General features: G+C 63.0%; 19 protein-coding genes. 2 read left to right on the forward strand and 17 right to left on the reverse strand.

All coding sequences use genetic code 11. From position 1 onward, the window contains the following. From pgaB to NL123_RS30020, 11 genes are all read right to left on the reverse strand, one after another. Positions 1-1,998, reverse strand: coding sequence for a poly-beta-1,6-N-acetyl-D-glucosamine N-deacetylase PgaB (gene pgaB, locus NL123_RS29970; protein WP_494356930.1), 1,998 nt, complete (start codon positions 1,996-1,998; stop codon positions 1-3). 12 nt (positions 1,999-2,010) lie between these two features. Continuing rightward, the gene (gene pgaA, locus NL123_RS29975; RefSeq protein WP_248485613.1) at positions 2,011-4,491 is read right to left on the reverse strand and encodes a poly-beta-1,6 N-acetyl-D-glucosamine export porin PgaA; all 2,481 of its coding nucleotides are present in this window, start codon (positions 4,489-4,491) and stop codon (positions 2,011-2,013) included. Positions 4,492-4,791: 300 nt separating this feature from the next. Further along, the gene (locus NL123_RS29980; protein WP_494356931.1) at positions 4,792-6,288 is read right to left on the reverse strand and encodes a YdgA family protein; all 1,497 of its coding nucleotides are present in this window, start codon (positions 6,286-6,288) and stop codon (positions 4,792-4,794) included. 146 nt (positions 6,289-6,434) lie between these two features. Continuing rightward, positions 6,435-7,067, reverse strand: a complete 633-nt coding sequence (locus NL123_RS29985) for a hypothetical protein (RefSeq protein ID WP_058425806.1) — start codon at positions 7,065-7,067, stop codon at positions 6,435-6,437. Positions 7,068-7,148: 81 nt separating this feature from the next. Continuing rightward, positions 7,149-8,591, reverse strand: a complete 1,443-nt coding sequence (locus NL123_RS29990; protein ID WP_494356932.1) for an efflux transporter outer membrane subunit — start codon at positions 8,589-8,591, stop codon at positions 7,149-7,151. Next, positions 8,588-9,478, reverse strand: coding sequence for an efflux RND transporter periplasmic adaptor subunit (locus tag NL123_RS29995; RefSeq protein WP_010214245.1), 891 nt, complete (start codon positions 9,476-9,478; stop codon positions 8,588-8,590). Before NL123_RS29995 ends, NL123_RS29990 begins: the two co-directional genes overlap by 4 nt. Further along, positions 9,475-9,684: a DUF1656 domain-containing protein gene (locus NL123_RS30000; RefSeq protein WP_010214247.1), complete on the reverse strand. Its 210-nt coding sequence runs from the start codon at positions 9,682-9,684 to the stop codon at positions 9,475-9,477. Before NL123_RS30000 ends, NL123_RS29995 begins: the two co-directional genes overlap by 4 nt. Then, the gene (locus NL123_RS30005) at positions 9,681-11,759 is read right to left on the reverse strand and encodes an FUSC family protein (protein WP_248485610.1); all 2,079 of its coding nucleotides are present in this window, start codon (positions 11,757-11,759) and stop codon (positions 9,681-9,683) included. Before NL123_RS30005 ends, NL123_RS30000 begins: the two co-directional genes overlap by 4 nt. Continuing rightward, positions 11,756-12,166: a MarR family winged helix-turn-helix transcriptional regulator gene (locus NL123_RS30010; protein WP_248485609.1), complete on the reverse strand. Its 411-nt coding sequence runs from the start codon at positions 12,164-12,166 to the stop codon at positions 11,756-11,758. Before NL123_RS30010 ends, NL123_RS30005 begins: the two co-directional genes overlap by 4 nt. Positions 12,167-12,437: 271 nt before the next feature. Further along, positions 12,438-12,692 carry a DUF2789 domain-containing protein gene (locus tag NL123_RS30015; protein WP_494356933.1) on the reverse strand — a complete coding sequence of 85 codons (255 nt, stop codon included), beginning with the start codon at positions 12,690-12,692 and terminating at the stop codon, positions 12,438-12,440. A gap of 33 nt (positions 12,693-12,725) precedes the next feature. Beyond that, complete coding sequence (locus NL123_RS30020; RefSeq protein ID WP_494356934.1) at positions 12,726-14,330, reverse strand: glycosyltransferase family 39 protein; 1,605 nt, start codon at positions 14,328-14,330, stop codon at positions 12,726-12,728. Between the two features lie 168 nt (positions 14,331-14,498). On the opposite strand from NL123_RS30020, the gene NL123_RS30025 reads away from it, so the two are divergent. Both NL123_RS30025 and NL123_RS30030 read left to right on the forward strand, forming a co-directional pair. Beyond that, entirely contained in the window at positions 14,499-16,667 is a 2,169-nt protein-coding gene (locus tag NL123_RS30025) for a PA5441 family protein (RefSeq protein WP_494356935.1), read from the forward strand. Further along, positions 16,664-17,368: a DUF3142 domain-containing protein gene (locus NL123_RS30030; protein ID WP_248485605.1), complete on the forward strand. Its 705-nt coding sequence runs from the start codon at positions 16,664-16,666 to the stop codon at positions 17,366-17,368. Before NL123_RS30025 ends, NL123_RS30030 begins: the two co-directional genes overlap by 4 nt. Here NL123_RS30030 and NL123_RS30035 read toward each other — a convergent pair. The 6 genes from NL123_RS30035 to NL123_RS30060 form a co-directional block, all read right to left on the reverse strand. Beyond that, entirely contained in the window at positions 17,268-18,827 is a 1,560-nt protein-coding gene (locus NL123_RS30035) for an efflux transporter outer membrane subunit (protein ID WP_494356936.1), read from the reverse strand. The two genes, NL123_RS30030 and NL123_RS30035, sit on opposite strands and share 101 nt — an antisense overlap. Next, on the reverse strand, positions 18,824-19,882 hold the full coding sequence (locus NL123_RS30040; protein WP_494356937.1) for an HlyD family secretion protein: 1,059 nt from the start codon (positions 19,880-19,882) through the stop codon (positions 18,824-18,826). Before NL123_RS30040 ends, NL123_RS30035 begins: the two co-directional genes overlap by 4 nt. 15 nt (positions 19,883-19,897) lie before the next feature. Then, positions 19,898-21,433, reverse strand: a complete 1,536-nt coding sequence (locus NL123_RS30045) for an MFS transporter (RefSeq protein WP_494356938.1) — start codon at positions 21,431-21,433, stop codon at positions 19,898-19,900. A 102-nt stretch (positions 21,434-21,535) separates the two neighbouring features. After that, complete coding sequence (locus tag NL123_RS30050; RefSeq protein ID WP_248485601.1) at positions 21,536-22,456, reverse strand: LysR family transcriptional regulator; 921 nt, start codon at positions 22,454-22,456, stop codon at positions 21,536-21,538. A gap of 52 nt (positions 22,457-22,508) precedes the next feature. Next, positions 22,509-23,135, reverse strand: coding sequence for a TonB family protein (locus NL123_RS30055; RefSeq protein ID WP_494356939.1), 627 nt, complete (start codon positions 23,133-23,135; stop codon positions 22,509-22,511). Positions 23,136-23,266: 131 nt separating this feature from the next. Then, positions 23,267-24,115, reverse strand: coding sequence for an ABC transporter permease (locus tag NL123_RS30060; RefSeq protein ID WP_248485599.1), 849 nt, complete (start codon positions 24,113-24,115; stop codon positions 23,267-23,269). Between the last annotated feature and the right edge of the window lie 12 nt (positions 24,116-24,127).

The following is a 24,127-nucleotide window of genomic DNA, read 5'->3' on the forward strand; positions in this document are numbered from 1 at the left end:
TCAAGGGTTCCATTGGTTGGAAAGGGCCGGACGCACAGTCTTCAGGTCCGGGGAGTTTTCCAGGAAGTTGTCCGGGTAGTAGCCAAAACTGGTGACACCCTGGCGCTTGAGCACACCCATCCATTCAGCCATCTGTTGGCTGTCGATGTCCGGTGCGGCCTTGGTGCGCCAGTCTTTGGCTTGCAGTTCGAATACGGTGCGCTCCAGCGCGCCAGGGCGTGCCTTGACCGTCGCCACCAGCTTCTCCAGCCAGGCGTTGGAGGTCTTGTATTCCTGGCCTTCCATCAGTGGCATGGCCATGGGCGCGGTCCAGTCGTAGGTCTGGAGGAAGTCATCGAGGTTCTGCGCGAACCAGGCTTCGCTGCCTGGGTTGAGCATCGGCTCGGCGAAGATATTGCGCGCCGTCAGCAACTGCGGCCCACCAATGGCGCGGACCTTGGCGGTCAGCTCCTTGGTGAAGTCGATCAGGTAGCGGCTCTTGAAGCGCGTCCAGCGTTGCATCACCGCAGGGTCGGCACGCAAGGCCTGGATCGTGCCCGGCAGGCCGGCGGCGACATAGGCCTTGAGCGCGGCAGGGCTGGCATCTTCGAAATCATTGAACACCGCATCGTCGTGGTACAGCACGCCGTCGATGGCGTTGTTGCGCGCCAGGTCTTCGTAGATCTCACCGATGATCTTGCGCACCTGCGGGTCAAACGGCGACAGGCGTTTGTATTGGTCCGGGTCGAGGCCAACCTGGCCGGTTTTCGGGTCCCAACGCGTCACGCGTGGCAGCTTGGGGTCGAGGGCAAAGCTGAGCACCGGCATCCACGCATACACCGCAGCATGAGCCCGGGTGTGCAACTGCCAGGAGACGCGGTTGAACAGGTCGGCACGTACCGGCAGATGACGGTTGGGGAAGTACAGTTCATGCACCAGGCCGTCGCCCTTGGGATCGGCGAAGGCTTGCAGGAACACGGTGCCCGCGCCCATGTCCACCACCCGCTGTACGAGCTGGTCGAGGTTGCGTGCCTGTTGGGCCGGGTCCGGGTCGTAGACGTTATCCAGGTCCACGTGCAACACGCGCATCGGTGCCTTGGTTTGCGCCGCGACGATGCTGTTGGCGAAGTGTTCGCCATCCGGGTCGGAAGCCACCAGGAAGCGCGGGCTGTTCATCAAGTCGGCAGAGCTGTCGAGACCATCTTCCAGGGTCAGGGCCATCTGGTAGCCCTGCTCGCCAATGATCGCCAGCGAGGTGCCCTTGGCAGCACCGTACGGCCATACCCACACGCGCGGTTTCTTGCCGGTGACGTTCTGGATCTTGTTGGAGATGGCTACGACGTCGGCCCGCATGCGCGCATCGAACTGCGCCTGGCTTTCATAGCTGCCGGTGGCTGGGTCAAAGCGCAGCGAGGTTGCCGCCGGCTCCAGGTTGCCCTGGGGGTTGGCCAGGATGCCTTTGTGGTTGTTGTCGGTGTGCGCGGCGATTTCCACCAGGCCCGACTGCGACACTTCGCGGATCTGCTGCCAGGTGAGGAACTCGCCACGTGGCCGTGGCTGGCCGGCGAAGTCCACCGGCTGGTTCATCGGTGTATCGATCCAGTAGCCCACCGGCGCCAGCAGCGCCGGCCAGCGATAGGCGCGCAGCACCGGCATCACACGGGTGTAGAAACTGGAGTAGCCGTCATCGAAGCTGAGCATGATGGCTTTGGGCGGCAACGCCGGCCCACCGTTGCGGGCCGCCAGGATCTGGTCGACGCTGACCGCCTGGTAGCCGTTCTCGCGCAGCCACGCCAGCTGCTCGATCAAACGCTCGGTACGCACCGCCACCACCGCCTGATCGGGGTCGCGATCCTCGATGTCGTGGTAGGCGATGCCCAGGAAATGGTTTTTCGGCCACGGCGCTTCGTTGGCCGGAGTCGGCCGCTCGGCGGGTGGAGTGAAAGGCGCGGGTTGCTGGGCGCAGGCACTGGCCAGCATTACACCCAGGATCAACAGGCAACGGCTGAAGACGGTCATGGTCAGGCTCTTCTAGAAACGGTAAGTGAGGTCGACGAGCAGACGCAGATCGCGTTCGCGATCACCGTCGTATGGTCGGCTGACCAGGCTCAGGTTGGCGCCGGCTTCCAGTACATCGTTCCAGCGAAAGCGTTGGCCGTAGCCCACCAGACCGATGCCACCGGTGGAATAGTCCCGCTGGCTGTAGGTACCCGCACCGACCTGGAACTGCTGACTCCACTGGGTCTCGTAGCGGTGATAGAGCACGTGGTTGATGTTGAGGACCGGCAACACGGTGAAGTCCGACTTCGGGTTGAAGTAGATCGTGTCTTCCTTGCTGTTGCGGCTGGCGCCGACTTCCAGGCCCAGGTCCACTTGCACTTTCGGCGAGCTGTAGAGGCCTTCGCGGCCACTGAGCAAGGCTTCGAAGCGGTCGTTGCCGTCGCTGAAATGGGACGGGCTGAGGGTCAGTTTCCACTCGCGACTTTCGTTGGCGCGCCAGCGGATGAAACCGCTGCCGCCGTTGGCCGTAATTCCGTCATTCAGCGCCCGCAATGGGGTGGTGGACAGCAGGTAGCCCAGGCTGCCGCCGTATTGCCAGTTGTCGTTGATGTCGCGGGCAATCGACACGGCGGCGCCTTGTTTTGAGCCATCACCGTAGGAATGGTTGGAAACCTCGGCTTCAATGGTCATGTCGCGGGTCCGCCGCTCGACACCGACCACCTGCCAACGATGCTGCCCGGTGCCCTCTTCGAACGTGGCGCGGGCATAGCCGGCGCCGGCGAACAGGCGCCAGTCTTCATCGATGGGCGGCGTGTAGAGCCGGCTTTCAATGCCCCAGTCACGGCTACCCGAGACAGCACCGGCATCGCCGTTGCTGCCACCACCGAAGCTTTTACCGGTGTAGGCCTCGACCCGCAGCTCGGCCATGTCATGCACCTCGCGCAGGCGTTGCAGGCGCTGCACCTGGCGGTTGTCGGGGTTACGGGCGACTACGTCGTCGGTGAGGATGTCGAGTTGACGCCATTCCTGCAGGTCCAGGGCGGTGTAGGCCTGACTCACCTCCAGGCCAATGTCGCGTGGGGCCTGGGCCTCTGTTTCCTTGAGCGAGCGTTCGGCGCGTCGAGGCCAGTCACGGGCGCGGTACATTTCCGCTTGCGCCAGGCGCAGGCCTATGCTGCCTGGGGCCTTGCTCACCAGGTCGTCCAAGGCTTTTTCGCTGGAGGGCAGGTCGGCGCCGTAGGTGCCGGCCTGCGCGGACAATTGTTGGGCGTCCATCCACTCATCGTTCGGGTTGCCAATCGGCAGCCCCTTGAGTTCAACCCGGGGTTTCTGGGTGTCGGCCAAATGCTTGGCGACCGCACGTGCTTCATCCACCTGGTCGTTTTCGAGCAAGGCGTAGAACAGCGCGGTGGTGTCTTCAACACGGTCGCCCACGTCCGCATCGGGTGCGTCCAGCGCCTCGCGGTACAACGGTGCAGCCTTTTCCGGCAGACGCTGGTCGAGGTAGGACGCGGCCACCCAACGCTTGGCGTAGGTGGGCAACCGCACACCTTCAGCCTGGAGGGTCTCGTACTCGCGGATCACCTCAGCGGTACGCGCCCGTGCCTTGAGCGCGCCCAGGCGGTCGATGCGCCAGATCACCACGTCGTCATGGGCGGTGGCGTCCGGGGTCCAGCGGGCGAGGAGCTTGTCGTAGTCCTGGAGCGCACGGTCGGCGATGACATAGCGTTCTTTTTCGGTACGGGTGGCGAACTCGGCGATGCGCACGCGCTCTGCGGCCAGGTCACCTTCGAGGCGACGCTGGGTCACCGGATCGACCAGCCCCGGACGCTGGGCCGACAGGCGCAACGCCGGTTGCGGCAGACGGGCCTTTTGCAGGGCGACCACGTATTCGCGGGCGACCTCCGGTTTGTCGCCGGCACGGATAAAGGCCTGGTCGAATTCAAACAAGGCGTCGTACTGCAAGCCTGCACGGGTCAGGGCGTAGCCCAGCGCCATGCGGCGGTTGGGATCGTCGGGCTTGGCGGCCACCAGTGCGCGGGTGCGCTGCACCGCTTCGCTGGCCTTGCCACCGTCAGCCTCGGTGAGGGCCAGGCCCAGTTGCAGATCGATATTATTCGGCTCACGCAACAGCGCCTTGCGATAGACCGCTTCGGCCTGCGCCCACTGCTTCTGATTGCGATACGTGCGCGCAACCGTGGCCAGCGCCTGGGCGGTCAGGTTGCGATTCTGGCCCTGCGCCTCGTACACCTTCAGCACTTCGGCATCCTGGCCGGCCCAACCAGCGATCACCAGGTGGTCGCTGATCTGGCCTGGCGTCTGGCGCTCGGCTGGCAATTGGCGCAATTGGGTCAGGGCGGGGGTGAAGTTACCATTGCGCGCCTGGATGATCAGGGCGTCGTAGGCCGGGTCGGCCAAGGCGAAAGTGGGCATCAGCAACTGGCTGCACAAGGTTACCCCGATGAGCAGCCGCAAACGGCCTGAGGCACTGAGTGGGAGTGTTCGCAGCATATCGTGAGCTTCCTTACACACGGAAAGCTGTAACGATAGGTGGTCCTGAGCAATTTGCATCAGGGTGTCGGCGTCTCGTGACCCGACCTAGCTTTCCTGTAGGAACTATCCCCGACGCCTATACGAAAAAGGGCAATTCAGAACAATTGTTCAGAATTGCTCTACAAGCCTTAAATACGAATGGGGGAGCGGAGTTACCTGCGATAGAGAGTTACCAGCCGACATGAGTGTCGACGGTTTGACCCTTATCGCGGGTAACCCCGCTCCCCCATTTTTTATTTCAGGGCGATGGCGAAATCTTTACTGTGCGCCGCCAACCGCACCGACTTTGGACATGACGAAGCTGATGAACTGCTCGACGGTCATCTTCTGGCCGTTGAAGGTCACTTCATTGTTGGCGTAGTGCAGCTTGGACACTACGTCGCTGCCCACCAGGGTTGCCAGCTGCGTACCCACGGCCATGCCGCTGACCATCTCGCTGGCCATCTGGGATTGCTGCTCGATGGCTTTAGGGTCGGTCACACCGCCAACCTGCGCTTGCAGGGCGGCAACGTCGGCGATCATCGGCTTGGACAAGGTCAGGTTGGCATCCAGCAGCGAAACCATTTGCTTGCCCAGCTCAACCGGCGGCAGTTCCATGGAAGTCGGCTTGGCCAGGTCCAGCACCAGGTTGAATTTGCTCTCACCGTGGGTGGTTTTCAGCGACAGGTTTTCCAGCGCCAGGTGGGGCTTGGCAGCCAGCAACTGGTTGACGTTGGCTTCGGCCAGGGCCTGCTCGGCTTCGGTCAATTGCAGCTCCGGCACTGGTTGACCGGCAGCGGCGGCGGCTTGCACCGGCTGCATCTTGTCCTGGTACAACTTGGTCAACACCAGGCCCGATGGCACATCGATGTTCTTCAGGCTCAGGGCCATGGCGGCAGAGCCGACCGGTTTGCCCTGATAGCCGATCTCGTCGATCTTGTAATCGACGCGGCCGGCCATGTTGTTGTCTTTGACTTCGCTGGAGTCTTTCTGCTCGAAGCCCTTGAGGGTCAGCACGGCTTTCTGCGGGCCGAACGTGACTTTGGCGTCGCTCAGCTCGATGGTGTTCTGCCCGGTGTAGAAGCCGAAGGTGGATTTCTCCAGGTTGCTGGCCACGGTCAGGCCGGCCAGTTCAGCGTCGAATGGCGCGCCGTTGGCGTCGACAACGGCCAGCTTGAGGCTGTTCATGTAGCCATCAACCTTGACCTTCTTGCCTTCGGCAGTGCTGTCGAAATCCAGATTGAGGCCAGAGAAGTTCAACGAGCCGGTCGGATCCTTGAACTCCAGGGGCAGCAGTTCGAGATTACCGTTCACCGAACGGCTGTAGCCGATATTGGCCACGCCTTTGAGCGGCGACACATCTTTGGCGGCGGCAAACCACTTCTCGGTGGTGGCGTTCTTTTCCAGTGCATAGTGACTGGTGGCCATGACCGGCAGCCATTTCAGCGACACCAGGCGCGAGAACGGCAGCGGGCCGTGTTCGATATGGTCGACAATCAGCAGCTCAGGGTTCGGGTTCTGTTCGCCGAAGACCGAGCCCTGGCCCTTGAGGCGATAGTGCGCGGTGCTGCTGAACAGGCCACGGTCCAGGGACACCAGCTCAAGGGTGGCGCTGCCGTCGACGCCCGCCATGGAGCGTTGCAGTTCCTTGTTGGCGTCCTGCACGGCCGTTTGCAGCACCGGCTCCAACTGCTTGCCGGTGTACCAGGCACCGCCTGCACTGACGACGCCCACGGCGACAACAAAACCCAAAAGAACGACTGCTGGCTTATTCATGAAGTGACCTGATCAAATCCTGTGAGAAGTGGGCTGTCTTCCTTGAACCCCGAGGGGGTTGGCTCAAGCCCGCCGAAAACGGGGGAAGATTAGCACTGGGGGCCGCGAACGGCCCAGCTTTTCAGAGGGATCAGTTCAGCAGTAGTTCAGGAGTACTCCAACTCAATTTCATCCAACTGGTGGTCGAAACTCTTCAACCGCGCCGTCCAGGTGTACACCAGTACCTCAAACTCGCGGTGTATCACGGCGTTGCCGGGGGTATCGGCCTTGGGGTCGCAGAAGTCCAGCTGGTAGCGCTCGCGGGCCATTTGCGTGGCCACGTCGGACAGCTCCCGCGCGTTATTCAGCCAATGCCGACCGTCGGCCACTTGCCGGTCGAGCGCCACGCACTGTTTTTTCAGGACTTCGAGGCTTTTTTCCAGGGGGGTGCCGGTGAGGTCGCCCATGACTTCCTGGAAGGTACGCCCCGGCTGCCAATAGCTACCCCAGAAATAGCGGTCGAACACGGTCTCGACCCGGCGCAGCGCGACCTTGGTGTCCCAGATCGCGACACGGGTCTTGCCCTGTTCGAGGAGCTTTCGCTTCACCCGTTGATTTTGGTAGGAGGCCCAGGCCACCACACCGATGGACAGGGTGCCGATCACCAGGCAGGCGCTGTCGAGAAACACCATGGCCTTGTCGAGTTGGTGAGCCAGCATGACGCCGTAGAAATAAGCAGCCGATAACAGCACCAGTGCGAAGAGCACGCACCAGAAAGCGGGAGCATAAGGGTTTTTCATTATTGGAATCCCCATGAGCAAACGCGAGCAGTGTCAGGTGGAGCGTCACGGCGCCCCACCTGACCAAGCATAGCTTTTAGCTCAGGGTTTGCCGGGCTGTGACGCTTGCGTTCGTCCGCTTTCCCACCCGCCGCCCAGGGCCAGGAACAGATCGATCTGGCTCATGGCAACCTGGGTGTTGGCCGCTGCCAGCTGTGCGCGCACATCGGTATAGGTGCGGGTGGCTTGCAGATCCGCCAGGAACGATGCGCGACCGGCCTGGAAGAAGCGATGGGTCTGCCCCGCCGCTTCCTTCGCCGACTCGCCGGCCTCATTCAGGGCATCACGGCGTTGCAGTTGCGCGGTGTATTGCGCAAGGCCGGTCTGGGTTTCGCGGATGGCATTGAGCACTACGCCGTCGAAGTGCGCCAGGGCGCCCTGGGTCGCGGCTTCGGCTTCGTGGATACGCGCACGGGCGCCGTTGGTCGGCACTGTCCAACTGATCATCGGGCCGAAGCCCCAGCGGTTGGTGGGCGCCGTGCCCAAGTCATCCAGTATGCCGACGGTGCCAACGGTGGCGCCGATGCTGATGTCCGGGTACAGCGCAGCGGTGGCCACACCGATACGCGCGGTGGCGGCGGCCAGTTGGCGTTCGGCCTGGCGCACATCGGGGCGGCGTTTGAGCAATGCTGCGCCATCGCCCACCGGCAGCAATTGCGCGATATGCGGCAGCTCGGCGCAGGTGCCGGTGCCGGCCGGCAATTGGTCCACCGGCTTGGCCAGCAGCATCGACAGGCGGAACAAGCCGGCCTGGCGCGCCGCTTCGTAGCGCGGCATGTCGGCGCGCAGGGATTTGTATTGGGTCTGCGAGCGGGTGACCTGGGTTTCATCGCCGCGTCCGGCATCACGCAGGCGCTGCGTCAGCTTAGTACTCTGGGCTTGCAGGTCGAGGGACTCGTTGGCGATGGCCAACTCTTCGTTGGCCGCGCACACCTGGGTGTAGGAGCGCACCACATCCGCCACCAGGGTGATGCGGGCGATGTCGGCGGCAGCCTGAGCTGCATCCGCGTTGGCCTGGGCGCTTTCGATACCGCGCTGCAAGGCGCCGAACAAATCGAACTGGTACGAGGTGGTGATGCCCACGCTGCCGATGTTGGCCACCGGGACTTTTTCCGTCAGCAAAAACGCTTCACCGGACTCTTGCAAACGCTGGGCCTCGGCCTTGGCGCCCGCACTCCAGCCGCCCGCGGATTCAGCTTCCTGGGTCTGGAAACGCGCGCGTTGCAGGTTGGCGGCGGCCACCCGCAAGTCGGTGTTGGAGGCCATGGCCTGGCGCACCAGTTCATCCAGGCGCGGGTCCTTGTACAGCTTCCACCAGTCGGCCGGCACCGGGGCCGAGACGACATTGCTGCCCTCGCCGGCGATCTGCCCTTGCAGGTCGCCCCGGTTGATGGCGGACTTTTCCGGCAGCGTGTAATCCGGCCCCACCACTTGGCAGGCCGACAGCAGCAACCCCAGCGCGGCGGTGGCCAGCAGTTGCTTCATGGTTTGTCTCCGTCTTTGACCTTGTCGCCGATGATCGAGACGGTGGCGGTACGCCCGGCGATCATGCGGAAGTCCGCCGGCACATCGTCAAACGCGATACGCACCGGAATCCGCTGGGCCAGGCGCACCCAGCTGAACGCCGGGTTGACGTTGGGCAACAGGTTGGAGCCGCTGCTGCGGTCGCGGTCCTCGATACCGGCGACGATGCTTTGCACGTGGCCATGCAGGCGGGCATTGTCGCCGATCACACGGATGTCCACACCCATGCCGACGTGGATACCGTCGAGCTTGGTCTCTTCGAAATAGCCGTCGATGTGGAACGAGTTGCTGTCGACCACCGACAGCACCGGGCGCCCGGCGGTGACGAACTCCTGGGTACGCGGCGCACGGTCGTTGACGTAGCCATCCACAGGGCTGCGGATCACCGAGCGGTCGAGGTTCAGTTGCGCGGAATCCACCGTCACCTGGGCTTCGGCCAGGGCCGACTGGGCACGGGCCACGCGGGACTGGCTTTCTTCCAGTTGCTCGCTGGGCACCAGGTTGCCCAGGCCACGGTTACGCTTGTACTCGCGCTGGGCCTGGGCCAGGGTTTCCTGGCGGTCGGCCACGGCGGCCTGGGCTTGGCGCAGCGCCAGCTTGAAGCGGTCCTGGTCCACGGCAAACAGCACTTGGCCCTTGGTCACCAGCTGGTTGTCGCGCACGTCCACGCGCTGGATCAACCCGGACACGTCCGGCGCGATCTGCACGATGTCGGCACGGATGTGGCCGTCACGGGTCCAGGGGGCAAACATGTAGTACATGACCATGCGCCACACCACGACGACCGCAAACGTTACGATCAACAACGTGAGGACTACACGGCCGATGGTCAAAAAAGGTTTTTTCATGTCATCAGGTATCGACTGAGTGAGTCCACCGCGCCCAGCAACAGCGCGTAGAGCCCCACATTGAACAATGCCCGGTGCCAGACCAGGCGATAGAAGTGGAGGCGGGTCAACAACCCGTGCACCACCAGGAACAACACATACGTAATGCCCATCAGCACCAGCAGCGTGGGCAGGAACACCCCGCTGATATCCAGATCTCCGATCATAAAGGCGCTCCATCAGGCAGCGGCGCTTCCATCTCAGTACCGCCAATGAACTCCACACCCGGCAGCAACGCCAGGCGCAAACCGGCCAACGCGTGCAACAAGTGCAGCCGGGTGTCGTCTTCGTCTTGCAGGCCCTGGCCGTTGAGCGCGCGGCGCGTGCGGTCGAGGGTCATCAGCAGACCGCTGGGCGCGGGCAGGCGTTCACCGGCCTTCAGGCACGCCTTGAAGTAACCGCCAACGCCTTCGACGACTTGGTTGAGCAACACCCGTGGCACGCCGAGGATGCGCGGCGAGTAGGCCAGCAGGTCGAGCAGGTTCAACGCCACGCGCAAATCGCGCAGGGCGGTGCCGGTGTCCTGGTTGATCAGCGCCAGGCGTGGCAGGTGTTGCATCAGACGGTCGAGCATCTGCACGGCCATGTGCCGGTGTTCGGCCAGGGTCGCAGGTTCGGTGAGGCCGACGATGTCGCGCCAGCTGAACCGGGTCAGGCGCTTGGCCGCCAGCTCAGCGCCGAAAGGCCGCGCGATCAGCGTCCACACAAAGGCGAACAGCAGGCCCACCGGCCCGGCCAGGTTGACGTTGGCGAAGTTGAGGAAGTCCGCGTCATAGGCGCCCTGGATACTGATGAACGATGAGGTATTCACCAGCGTCAGCAACATCCCCAGGTAAAAGCGCGGCTGCACGGTGAGCGTGCCGATGCAGATGAACGGCACCGCAAAGGCCAGCACCAGCATCGGGAAATCATGCAGGTTGGGCAGCACCAGGAACAGATAGAGGCTGGCGAACAGCACCGACATGGCGGTCCAGAAAAAGAACCGGTAGATCTGCGGCGCCGGGTCGTCCATCGAGGCAAAGAAGCTGCAGGCGACGGCGGCCAGGATCACCGCGCTGCCGCCGTCGGTCCAGCCGAGCAGGATCCACAGTACCGACGCGACAATGATCGCGGTGACGGTGGAAAACGCCGAGTAAAGCATCAGCCCTCGGTCGAGGAACGGCGTGAGCCGGCCCAGGCGCCAGTGACGGTACACGGCGCGCCAGGTGTCCTGGCTTTCGCACTGGATGGCGGCTTGCAGGCTGCGGCAGTCTTGCCACAGGTCGATCCACTCGGCCAGACGATACAGCGCATTGGAGAACAGCAGCGTATGACGATCATCGAGTGCTTCGCCGCTCGGTTGCAGGGCGTCGACCTGGTCACGCAGGACGCGCCAGCGTTCCATCGGCGCCGCTTCTTGGGTGTCCTCCAGCCACTGGCTGGTCGCTTCCAGCAGCGGCGTGATTTTATCGAGGAACTCCGGCGCGCGATGTTCGATGGCATAGAGCGCGTCGTCGAGGGCGTCCACCACCGGCAGCAGGTGGATCATGCGCCCGCGCAGCTCCTTGGTATTGCGCACCGTCTGCGGCCGTGCGCCTTCGTGAGGCAGCTGGCCGATCATCAATTCGAGGGTGTTGAAGGTGGCGACCATGCCGCCGCGCAAGGTGCTGATTTCTTCAGGCTGCACATTTCGCGTGATAAAGCGTTGGCTGTAGACCTGGGCATCGGCAAACCACTTGGCCACCGAACCATCGAACACCGGCATGAGCCGGCGCGGCCAGAACATTGCGCCCACCACCGCTGCTACCACGATACCGAGGAAGATTTCTTCGGTGCGCGCTTCGGCGACATCCCAAACCGCCAGCGGGTTATCCACCACCGGCAGGGCGATCAGCGGCAAGGTGTAGCCGGCAAGCATCAGCGCGTAGTTGTTCGCCGTGCGCAAGTGCATCGACAGAAACAGCAACGTGCCCGTCCACAAGGCGATCACCACCACCAGCATGTAGGGCGACTGCACGAACATCGGTACGAACAGCACCGCCGCCGCCGCGCCCATGAAGGTGCCGATGGCGCGGTACAGCGCTTTGGAACTGGTCGGGCCGACAAACGGGCTGGAAACGATATACACCGTCGCCATCGCCCAGTACGGACGCGGCATTTGCATGAGCATGGCGATGTACAAGGCAATCATCGAAGCCGCGAAGGTGCGCACCCCGTAAAACCAATCGCGGGCGGGTGGGAAGCCGGTAAAAAATCCGTTCAAAGCGACGCCGCCTCGAAAGCACGCAGCACGCGCAGCGCGGCTTCCATATCGCTGTGGGCGATGTCTGCCAGCACGTCCTTGCGCAGGCGCACCAGTTGCTCTTCCACCGCTTGCACCAACTCGCGGCCACGCTCGGTAAGACTGAGGGACTTGGCGCGACGGTCGTGTACGTCTTCGGTGCGGCACACATAGCCGTCGCTGCACAGCCGGTCGAGCAGGCGCACCAGCGACGGGCTTTCCATCCCCGAGGCCTGGGCCACTTTGACCTGATGCACACCGTCGCCCAGACGGCCGATCATCAACAACGGCACGGCGCAGGCTTCGGAGATGCCATAGCTCACCAGCGTGGTCTGGCAGATTTTGCGCCAGTTACGGGCGCCCACCACCATGCTGCTGCTGAGGTTCATCTGGAGTTGTTCGAGGGATTGAGGCACTGGATAGTTCGCATACAGTTAGTTTGCTAACTATCAATATGGTGGATGGATCCTATCGCGTCAAGTTTTGAAACAATTTTGCGGATGGGTGGTGGGTGGTAGGGGTAAGTAAAGCGGGTCTGGGGGCCAGTACTGAATTCCGGCCATCAAACCCAGGCCCTTGCGTCAGAAAAAGTTCACTAACGCGGTAAAACCTCAGATTTTTTTAACCTTCACCAGATTTTTTTAACTTTTGCCCTTTCTGCTAAGTTTTTTGCACCCCTCGCCCACCCCGCAACATCAGATTCAACTCATCCACCACCTCAGCCCAATCCGCATCCTCCAGAATTTCCTCGCGCAAAAACGCCTTCTGGCTGTCCGTCCAGAAAAACGCATCCGCCAGGTTCAAATCCGGCTTGAGCGGTGAATGCACCGCCACGAATTTCTCGATACTCACCGGGTCATCCGGCAACCCGAGCTGTTTGAACAGTGACGGCAAGCTATGTACGGGCGATTGCATGACGGGCTCCTGATAGAAAAGCATTCACCCAGTCTAGCGGCAGCCCTCGGGTTGCGCCGACGGGACGTTGCACAACACGAACAACCGCGCCCTGGCGCCTCCGCCATCCTGGCGGCTGAGTTCGCGCCAGCCTTCGGGCAGCGGGGCGAATTCGTCCGGTGCTTCGTTGCTGCTGATCAGCCACACGCGGCGGGTTTCGGCGGGCAGTGCCGACAGGCGGTCGAGGTAGATGCGCCCGCCGTCCTGGTCCACCAGGGTGCCGAAGCCGTAGGCATTCGGCCGGGTTGAGGTGCCATCCGGCTTGGGTGGGGTGTAGAGCTGCAATTGGGCGTCGGTCTGGTCGTAATACACGTAGCTCAGGTACCACAACATGTCGCTGAGGACGATGCGGTCGTCTTCCTGGTAATTGCGGTTGACGAACTCCACCGGCACGTTGAGCTGGTCGTGCTCATCCACGGTGAAATTGTTCTTCAATCCCACCAGCTCGACGCCGACGAACAGCGCAAACAACGCCGCTCCCAGCAGTGCAAACCGCGACGGCAGACGGTCGATGGCCATCGCCAGCAGAATCGGCAAACCCAGGGCGTATACCGTCAGGTAACGCTCGATAAATACCGGGGAAACAAACGACACGCCGTAGACCAGCAGCAGCGGCAACAGAAAGAACAGCACCATCAGGCTGGCCGGTCGGTGGCGCTCGCGATCACGCCAGGCCGTGATGACGACAACCGCCACCAGCAGCAGCGGGAACAGCCAGAACAACGGCGCCCAGAAGCCGACGCCTTCATCCTGCAGCACGAACTGCCAGATCATCGACGGCAGGGAGAACAGGCTGACGGGATCTTCCCAACCGATGTCGCCCCCCACCTTGAGCTGTTCGACATGCTGTACCAGGTCCAGCAGGTTCGGCAGCCACGGCAAGTACAGCAGCACAATCGCAGCGTTGGCCACCCACCAGGCCGGGCGTGTGATCAGGCGCTGGCCTTGCGGCGCCGTACCACACAACACACCCAGGTAAGCCCAGTGCACCAGCACGCACAGCGCGGTGAAGTAATGGGTGTAGAAACCGGCCGTCATCAACACGACATACGCCGCCAGATAGCGCGTGCGCTCGGGTTGGCGCACCCAGTACACCAGCGCCAGCGTGGCGCCCAGCAGCCACACGCCGAGCAGCGAATACATGCGCACTTCCTGGCTGTAACGCACCGCGGTCGGCAACAGCGCCAGCAGAATCCCCGCCAGCACCGCCGCGCGCCGGGTGGAGAGTTGCCGGGTGAGCCAGGTGCCCAGGCCCACGGCGACCACACCAGGAATGGCGCTCATGCCGCGAATCGACCAGATGCTGTCGCCGAACAGCTCGATCCAGCCGCGCAGCAGGAAAAAATACAGCGGTGGGTGCACGTCGTGCGCCGCGTGAAACCACAGGTCGCCCACGGCGTATTCACTGAGCAGCAGGCTCGAGCCTTCGTCGCCCCAGATCGCCGCCGCCGTCAGTTGGTAAAAGCGCAGGGCCATGGCCAGCGCCAGGATCGGCACCCACCAGAGACGGCTGATCCAGCCGGCGCCTTCCCACGTGAGGCGATTGAGTGCCGGTAACGTCCCGACCTTTTCGTTTTGCTCTACCACAGACCGACGCACCTCAATTCCCCTGATTGCCCAAGCGCAAACACCGCCACTCTAGGACAAAAGCCCAAGATCCGCCGCTGGAATCGGACAAATCAGCAATTTGTGCAGGGCTTCTCCGAAGCAACCGTAGGAACAGGCTATTATTGCGCCCCTCCAAGGACTCAGGATCAAGGACACGTCATGCGCATCGGTTTTCTGTCACCCCTGGCACTGGCATTGCTCGCCGGTATTTCCCAACAGGCCCAGGCCAGCTCCGACGACTCGTGCTACCCCGACTGGCGGGTTTCGCGTGACAGCCTCGATTCGTGCAGCAACCTGCCCTTCCTCAGCCCCGGCAACGACAGTCGCGTCAACCTGCGCCTGTTGCTGGCTGACAAAAACGCCGCGCCCCTGGCACCCAACGCGTTGAGCGAAGACGATCTGTCCCAAGGTTTTGGTCCTGTGCCCTTTGCGGTCTATCGCCTGGCGCCGATTCCGAGCACTAACGAGGAACCGGACAACAAGCCCGACGACTCGCGCACTGCCGAACTGGACACGCTGCTCCAGCCCCTGGGTATCAAGCGCGACGACTACAAAACTGCGGGGGAAGCGTTTCTGAGTGGCGAAGGCAGCCGCTGCCGCAGCAACGACGATGACAGCGCCACAGCGTTCATCAGCCAGGCGATCAAGGCCGACATGCCGGCAGCCGAGCGCGAGTTGCTGGTGAAGGCGCGTTTGCAGCTGCTGACCGCCTGCTCCTGGGAAGGCCAGGTGGTGGACGCGCAGCAGATTCAGTCCGCCGATGGCCAACTGATGCGTACCTACCTGCAAGCCGCCGCCGATTTCTACAGCGGCCGCTTCGGCGACGCCGAACGGGGTTTTATCGCTGCCGGCGCCAGCAATCTGCCTTGGCTGAAGGAAGCTGCGTCGTACATGACCGCACGCACGTCCTTGAACCAGGCCCAGGCTGAAGCCTTCGACGAATACGGCATGCCGCAACTCGCGCGTGTGGATAAGTCGGCCTTGAACGATGCCGAGCAAGGTTTTCTCGGCTACCTGGAGGCTTATCCAAAGGGCGAATACGTGGCCTCCGCCCGTGGCCTGCTGCGGCGGGTTTATTGGCTGGGGGATGACAACAGCAAACTCGCCGAAGCCTACGCCTGGGCCATGACCCAGGCCACTGACACACAACGCAATGTGTCGGTGGATGAGCTGGTGCAGGAAGCCGACCTCAAGCTGCTGATGGTCAACAGCGAAACCGTCAGTACACCGATGATCCAGTTTGTCAGTGACTTGATGGTGATACGCGGTGGCGACCAGCCCGCCCTCTCCCGCGCCGACCTGGAAAAGCAAAAAGCCGCATTCGCCAATGCGCCAGAGCTGTATGACTACCTGCTGGCGGTCAATGCGCTGTACAGCGAGCATCAGCCCGACGCCGCCTTGAAGCTGTTGCCGCAAAGCGTACCGTCGAACCTGACTTATTTCGCCTTCAGCCAACAGACCCTACGCGCCCTCGCCCTGGAAGAAAAAAAGGACTGGAAAGGCGCCGAAGCCCTCTGGCTGCAACTGCTGCCGCTGGCGAAATTGCCGTTGCAACGCGACCAGCTGGAGCTGGCCCTGGCGATGAACTACGAGCGCAGCGGCCAGTTGGACAAGGTGTTCGCCGCCGACTCGCCGATCAGCGCCAAGCAGGTGCGTTATATCCTGCTGCGCAACGTCGCCGGCCCTGAGCTGCTGCGCCAGCAGATCGCCCAGGCCAGCGACCCGCTGGAACGCCAGACCGCACAATTCGTGCTGCTCTACAAAGACCTGCTGCGCGGCCAGTTCGCCACCTTCGCCGACGACCTCAAGCAACTGCCGGCCAGCGCCCCGGAAGACAAACTGGGCACCAGCCTGGGCTACGTCTACAGCGTCAGCCAGACCTTGAAGCTGTTCCAGTGGAATGGCGACAAAGCCGAGTCCGGCTACGCCTGCCCGAGCATCGCGCAGATCGCCGCAACCTTGCAGGCCGATGCCAAAAACCCACAGGGCCTCAACTGCCTGGGCGAATTCATCCTGCGCAACGGCCTGGACGGCATGCCGCTGGAACAGGCACGCGCCGCCGGCAGCCTGGGCAGCAGCGCATCGGACTTCAAGGGTGAAACCTTCTCGCGCCTGGACGGCTACAAACAGGTGATCGGCAACGCCAAGGCGCCGAAGAACGACAAGGCCTACGCGCTGTTCCGTGCGATCAACTGCTATGGGCCATCGGGCTACAACAGTTGCGGCGGCGTCGATGTGGAGCCGGCCGTGCGCAAGGCGTGGTTCCGTCAGTTGAAAACCGGCTTCGCCGACACCCAGTGGGGCAAGTCCCTGCAGTACTACTGGTGAGACACCTGTGGCTCGGCTTGCTGCTACTGGCAAGCCCGGCCTTCGGCGCCGTCGACGCCCGCGACTATGACGCCTTCTGGCTGTGGAGTGGCGTCACCCCACAGCCGGTACTCAAGCAGGCCAAGACCCTGTACATCCTCCAGGGCCAGATCAACTCGACTCGCCGCGCGCCCCAGCGCGGCGTGCGGATTATAGCCCAAGGCATCAGCGTGCCGCGCCTGACCCAGGGCGACATCTGGATCGTCTACCGCGCCCACACGCTGCGCTGGCCCGAGCCGGTCTACAGCCAACTGCTCGGCCAGGTGCAACGCTGGCGCGACGCGGGCAACCCGGTAGTCGGTATCCAGATCGACTTCGATGCGCGCACCCAATACCTGCACGAATACGCCGGGTTCTTGCGCGACCTGCGCCGGCGTTTGCCGGCCGACCTGCGCCTGAGCATCACCGGCCTGATGGACTGGAGCAGCAACGCCGACCCGGCTGCCATCGCCCAACTCAAGGGCGTGGTGGATGAGGTGGTGGTGCAGACGTACCAGGGGCGCCATAGCATCCCGGATTACGCGGCGTACTTGCCACGCATGAATCGGATGGGGCTGCCGTTCAAGATCGGCTTGATTCAGGGTGGAGAGTGGGAAGCGCCGGGGTATTTGCAGGGGAGCGAGTGGTTTCGGGGGTACGTGGTGTTTTTGCAGAATCGGTAACCTGACCCGCACCCACCGTGCGCAATGGATACACCGATTCCCAGCCGCCACCCAACGCTTTATACAAGCCAACCATCGCCAGGGACACGCCGGTCGAGCTTTCCACCCACTGCTCCTGCGTCGCCAGCAGCGCGCTTTGCACGGTGAGCACGTTGACGAAATCCACTACACCTTCCACGTACTGCTGTTGCGCGGTGCGCAGGGCAATCTGGTTCTGGCGCACGGCTTCGGCCAGGCTGTCGCGGCGCAGTTGGCTGGCGTTGTAGCGGGTCAACTGGTCGTCGATCTCATGCCAGGCGCGCAGCACGGTTTGCTGGTAGGCAAGCGCCGCTTCCTGTTGCTGGGCTTCGCGCAGGTTCAACATGCCTTGCAGGCGCCCGCCGTTGAACAGCGGCAGGCTGAACTGCGGGCCGAAGGCAAAGGCGCGGGAGCTCCAGGAACCGAAGTCCGAGAGTTGCATGGCCTGGGAGCCGAGGCTGCCGGACAAGGTAATGCGCGGGTAGAAGTCGCCCTTGGCCACGCCGATGCTGGCGGTGGCGGCGTGCAGGCGGGCCTCGGCCTGGCGGATGTCCGGGCGGCGTTCGGCCAGTTCCGAAGGCAGGCCGATCGCGACCTGGCGCTGGGTTTGCGGCACGGCAGCGTCCTTGGACAGTTGCGTGTGCAGCGCTTGCGGCGGCGCGCCCATCAACAGGCTGAGGGCGTTGATCAGCTGGTCCTGGCGCTGTTGCAGGTCTGGCAAGCGCGCCTCGATGGCGGCGACCTGGGCGGCGGCTTCGGCGACATCCAGGTCGGTCGCCACGCCGTCGGCCAAGCGCAATTGCGACAGCTTGAGGCTGTGGCGCGCGACATCAAGGTTCTGCTCGGTGACAGCGCGGGTATTCTGCACGCCGCGCAGTTGAATGTAGTCCTGGGCGGTCTCGGCAAGTACCGATAGCAGCACGGCACGGCGGTCGTCTTCGGCGACTTGCAGGGTGGCGTCGGCGGCTTCGGTTTCGCGTTTTACCCGGCCCCAGAAGTCCAGCTCCCAGGAGGCGGAAAAACCCGCGTCCCACTGGTTGAACGCCGCACGGCCGTTCTCGCCGGACGGGTCGCTCAGGCCTTTGCCGCTGTTGCGTTTGCGCTGGTAAGCCGCCGTCGCATCGACCTCAGGATAACGCTCGGCGGTCGTCACCTGGCGTACAGCGCGGCTTTGTTGCAGGCGACTGCTGGCCAGTTTCAGGTCGAGGTTATCGGTGAGCGCACGGCGTGTGAGGGCCGAAAGCTGCTCGTCGTGGAACACATCCCACCAGCGTTCCTGCAAGGGATCACTGACGGCGCGGCTGGCCGCCTGGCGCCCCTGGCGCCCCTGGAGCTCGCTCCATTGCGTCACTGGCGGGCCCTGGGGCTTGTGGAAATCCGGACCGACCGTGCAGGCACTCAGGCTGATGAGGCTCAAGGTGAGCCAGGCAACTCGCTTCATTGCTGGGCGACCTCACGCTGCTGCGCGACCGGGCGGGTGTCGACGCTGGCTTCCACTGACATACCGACCCGCAGGCGTTCGGTGTGGGCCTGATTGGGTTCGAGGACGATCTTCACCGGGATGCGCTGTACCACTTTGGTGAAGTTGCCGGTGGCGTTATCGGGCTTGACCGAGGCGAAGGTCACCCCGGTTGCAGGCGCGAGGCTTTCAAGATGACCGTTGAGCAACTCACCATCGAGGCTGTCGACGCGCACCTGCACCGCTTGGCCGGCGTGCATATGGGAGAGCTGGGTTTCCTGGAAGTTGGCCACCACATAAGCCTCCTCCAGCGGCACGACCGCAAGGATCTTGCTGCCCGGTGTCACATAGGCGCCTACCCGTACCGCACGCTCGCCGACCATGCCATCCACCGGCGCGACGATGCGCGTGTACGACAGCTGATAACTGGCCAGTTCCAACGCGGCCTGGGCACGCTTGAGTCCGCCTTCGGCGGCATCGCGCTGGGCGGTGAGAATTTCCACTTGCTTGCGTTCGGCCGCCAGCACCGCCGTGGCGTTGGCCAGACGCGCAGTGGCCTGGTCGATGCGGGTCTTGGCTTGCTGGGCGTTCTGCACCGTGCCGGCGCCCACACCGGCGAGGTGGTTGTAGCGGTTCAGTTCGTGTTCGGCGAAAGCCATTTCGGCACGGTCCGCCGCGACGGTGGCCTGGGCCTGGGCGATCACCGAGCTTTGGCGCTCCAGGGTCGCGGTGGCGTTTTTCAGTTGGGCCTGGGCGACCAAAGCGTCGGCATCGGCGGCCTGGGCGGCGGCGCGGAAATCGCGGTCGTCGATCAGCGCCAGCAATTGCCCGGCCTTGACGCGCTGGTTGTCTTCCACCAGCACCTCCTTGATGAAGCCGGCCACACGTGGTGCTACCAGGGTGAAGTCAGCGGCGACGAAAGCGTCGTTGGTGGTCTGGCGCTTGCTGCCCAGCACGCCCGGCGCGACCAGGTAAACCAGCACGCCGACAGCAAATACAGCGATGACGGCGACGGCGATTTTATCTTTGCGTTTCATGAACAGTCCTTTCAATCAAGTCGGTGCGCGTGGCGGAAAGATCCGCGTGGGCATCCAGAAAATCAGCAGGATCAACGCCACCGCGACCGCGGCCATGACGTAGTACAAATCCGAAGAGGTCAGCACCACGGCCTGCTCGTGCAGGCGGTGCGCCAGGCCCGGCGCGTCGCCGTCGACCAGGGGCGAATTGCCCAGACGATCGACCAGCATGGTCGAGTGGAAGTGCAGGCGCTGGGTGGTCAGCGTGTCGAGCACGCCCGTGGCGATCACGGCGGCCAGGCCCTTGATGGTGTTGAACCAGGCCGAAGCGAACGGCCCGTCCATGGGCTGGATGCTGCCGGTGGAAAGCATCAGCAGCGGCAGCACGGCCATCGGTTGTCCGAAAATTTGCAGCAGGTACAGGCCGTAGAAATCGTCGCGAATCCATTCCGACGTCAGGTGCGCACTGCCCACGCAGCACAGCACCAGCATGCCCAGGCCGATCCCCAGCACCCAGCGGCAATCGACCCAGCGCAGGTTGCACAACGCCGCCACCAACGGCAGCGCGATCAACTGCGGGATCGCCATCAGCAACATCACCGGCGCGGTTTGCAGTGGGCGGTAACCCTGCACCTGGGCGAGAAAACTCGACGGGATGATGATCACCGAGGTCAGCACCATCAGCACGCCCGCCAGCACAATCAGGGCGAACGCAAGGTTGCGCAGGCCGAGCATCTGCAGCTTGAAGAAGGGTATGGGCTGCGACCATTCGTTGAGCACGAACAGCACCAGCAACACGCCGCCGCCACACAGCAGGAAGGTGATCAGGCCCGACTCGAACCAGTCCAGGCGGTTACCTTGCAGAATGCCGATCACCAGCATGCAGATCGCCGGGAAGCCCAGCAGCAGACCGCGCCAGTTGAACTGTTTGAAGCGCTCCAGGCGCAACGGGTCTTGCGGCAGGCCGTAGGCCACGGCGGCCATGGCCAGCAGGCACGGCGCAACGATCTGCCAGAACGCCCACTGCCAACCAACGTATTCGGTCCACAGCGCCGCCAGCGGTGTGCCGAGGCTCGGGCCGAAGGTGGCGGTGAGGGCGTAGCCGGCCAGGCCGTACAGCTTGACGTTGGCCGGCAGGAAACGCAGGGCCACAGTCATCAGCATCGGCGGCAACGCGCCGCCGGCCAGGCCTTGCACGGTGCGCAGCACCAGCAGGCTTTCGTAGTTCGGCGCGAACGGGCACAGGATGCCGAGCACCGTGAACAACCCGATGGCACAAAGGGTGAAGCGGCGCAGGGAAAACGTTACCGAACACCAGGGCGCAAAGGCCATGGCCGCCACGGAAGTGGCGGTGTAGGCCGCGACCAGCCAGGTGCCTTCGTCAAACCCGATGTACAGCGCGCCACGGATATCCGCGAGGGCCACTTTGGTGACCATCTCGTTGAGGCCGGAGACCAACACCGCCAGCAACACGCCGACCAGGCCAATGATGATGCGCGGGCCGAATACGGGCGGGGTCATGGCAGTGGGTTTGGCTGCGGCCGCAAGGGTGGGGGCAGCGAGGGACGTCATGGACAGGCAACTCGGAATGATCAATACCCGAGCAGTTTAATCAGGCACACACATGACAAAAAGTTACTTGTTGGAAGGGTATAAGTGCGCCAAACGCAACTATCAGACGGGCTGCGCTTCGAGCCACGTGGCGTGACAACTTTCGCGCATGGTTTCGCGCAGCCATTTGTGGGCAGGGTCCTTGTCGAAGCGCGGGTGCCAGGACTGGGCCAATACCAGCGTCGGCAACGAGATCGGCAAGGCGAAGGCACGCAGTGGCAGTTTCAGGCGGGTGGCGCTCAACAGCGCTTCCTTCGGCACCGGCAACAGCAAGTCGGAATCGGGCAGCATGAACATCGCACCGTGAAAGCCGGGGGCGATCATCGCCACACGGCGTTCCAGGCCCTGGGCATTCAGCGCGGTGTCGATCGGCCCCCGCGCAATGCCGCGCCGCGAGATGCTGATATGGGAATAGCTGGCGAAACGTGCAGCGGTGATTTCTTCGTCGAACAGCGGGTGATCTTCCCGCGCCAGGCCGACGAAGGTAGTGGAAAACAGGTTCTGCACTTTCACTTCGGGGCTGGCGGGCATGGTGTTGCTCACCCGCAGGTCCAGGCGCCCTTCGCGCAGGGCCTCGTCGTCGGTATTGCCTTCGGGCACGAAGCACAGCTCGCAAAAGGGGGCCATGCGCTCCATGGTGTCGAACAGGCGCCCGCCATACACACCGATGAAAAAGTCATTGGCGCGCACGCTGAAGCGGCGACGCAGGGTGCTCAGGTCCACCTGGTCCGCCGAGCGGAACAGCAGCGCCGCCTGCTCCACCACGTTGCGCACCTGGCCTTGCAACTCCAGGGCCTTGGGTGTGGGCACCAGACCCCGGCCGGCGCGCACCAGGATCGGGTCGCCCACCGCTTCGCGGATACGCGTGAGCGTGCGGCTCATGGCCGCCGGGCTGAGGTTCATGCGGCGCGCGGCGCCCACTACGCTGCCCTCATCGAGCAGGGCGTCGAGAGCGACCAGCAGGTTCATGTCCGGTAGTTGCATGCCAGGAACTCGTGAACAGCGGGGCGTGAAGTGAGCGCAATCGTAGCAGGCTTTACAGATAGCGCCTCAGTTTGACGGGCAGGTATTTTGCGAAGGTGGATTTAGGGTGCGCCTGGCACTTGCGCACGATGTCCGGCAGCGCGCTTTCCAGTTCGTCGGCCCGGGTCAGGCCTTCGTCGTAGGCGCTTTTACCGCTCAAAGCCGGGAACATCACAGCGACACGGGTGATGGCAAAACTCTTCATCTGGATGAGCGGACGGGAAGGATGATTACGGCGGAACTGACTGACTTCTTCGTTCAACGCGCTGCAGGACTGATAGGTCGTTTCCATAAAGGACAGCTGAGTACTCGTTGCCCTGACCTCTTCAGGCGTGAAGATCATTTCGTTCTGCGCGTCGATCACCGCTGGCTGGTCTGCATTCACCGCCCAGGGTTTGAAACGCCATTGTTGGGCCGCCGCCACGGCGGCTGCGCCGAACTCAGGCTTGGTGGCGCTGAGCGCTTTTACATCGCTGACCGAACCATCACTGTGGATGTTCAAGCTGATGCGCGCATGTCCCGGAAGGGACGTCAGGAACGCCGGGTATTGCGGCTTGGGCATGGACACTGCTTCGGGTACGAACTCCGCCAACACCGAGGTCGATAACAACACAGCCGCTGCCAAGACAAGAAAACGCATCGTCGTAAATCCCTTTACCAGAACGGTTCGACGCCATCGCGGCGCCGAATTCGGACGGGATTATCGAAGCCAGACAGGGCAAAGAGCAACCATTCCTATTTAAAAGCGACGATTCTTATGGCCTCGTGGGATCAACGCTGCATACCCCAGCGCTTGACCGTCAGACGCTCGAACGTATCAAACACCAGGTTTTCAACCAGCAGCCCGATCAGGATTACCACCGCCAGCCCGGCGAATACCTTGTCGGTGTACAGCTCGTTGCGGTTCTGGAAGATGTACCAACCCAAGCCGCCCTTGCCGCTGGTGGCACCAAATACCAACTCGGCGGCGATCAAGGTGCGCCAGGCGAACGCCCAGCCGATCTTGAGGCCCGCGAGGATCGACGGCAGCGCCGCCGGGATCAGGATGAACAGCACAAAACGCATGCCCTTGAGGCCATAGTTGCGACCGGCCATGCGCAGGGTTTCGGACACGCCGAGGAACCCCGAATAGGTATTGAGCGCCAGCGCCCACAGCACCGAATGCACCAGCACGAAGATCAGGCTGTTCTGCCCCAGGCCAAACCACAGTAGCGCCAGCGGTAACAACGCGATGGCAGGCAGCGGGTTGAACATTGAAGTCAGCGTACTGAGCAAATCGCGGCCCAGTTGGGTCGACACCGCCAGGGTGGTCAGGGCGAACGCCAGCACGATACCGATCAAGTAGCCTTTGATCAGCACGGCCAGCGAGATGCTGACTTTGCTGAGCAATTCACCACTGAGCAGGCCGTCGTACAGCGCGTGAAAGGTCTGCAAGAAACTCGGCAACAGCAGGTCGTTGTCCTGGTAGCGCGCAACGGCTTCCCAGAGGACCGCGAGCACAATCAGGATCAGGCCTTTGCGCAGCCAGCCTTGTTGCCAGAGGCGTTGACGCAAGGGCAACTCGCGTTCCACGGGGACACTGAGCAGCGGTTCTAGGGAGATTTCAAATTCCTGGCGCATTGGGTTGACCCT

It is taken from the genome of Pseudomonas sp. FBCC-B1565 (assembly GCF_059133265.1).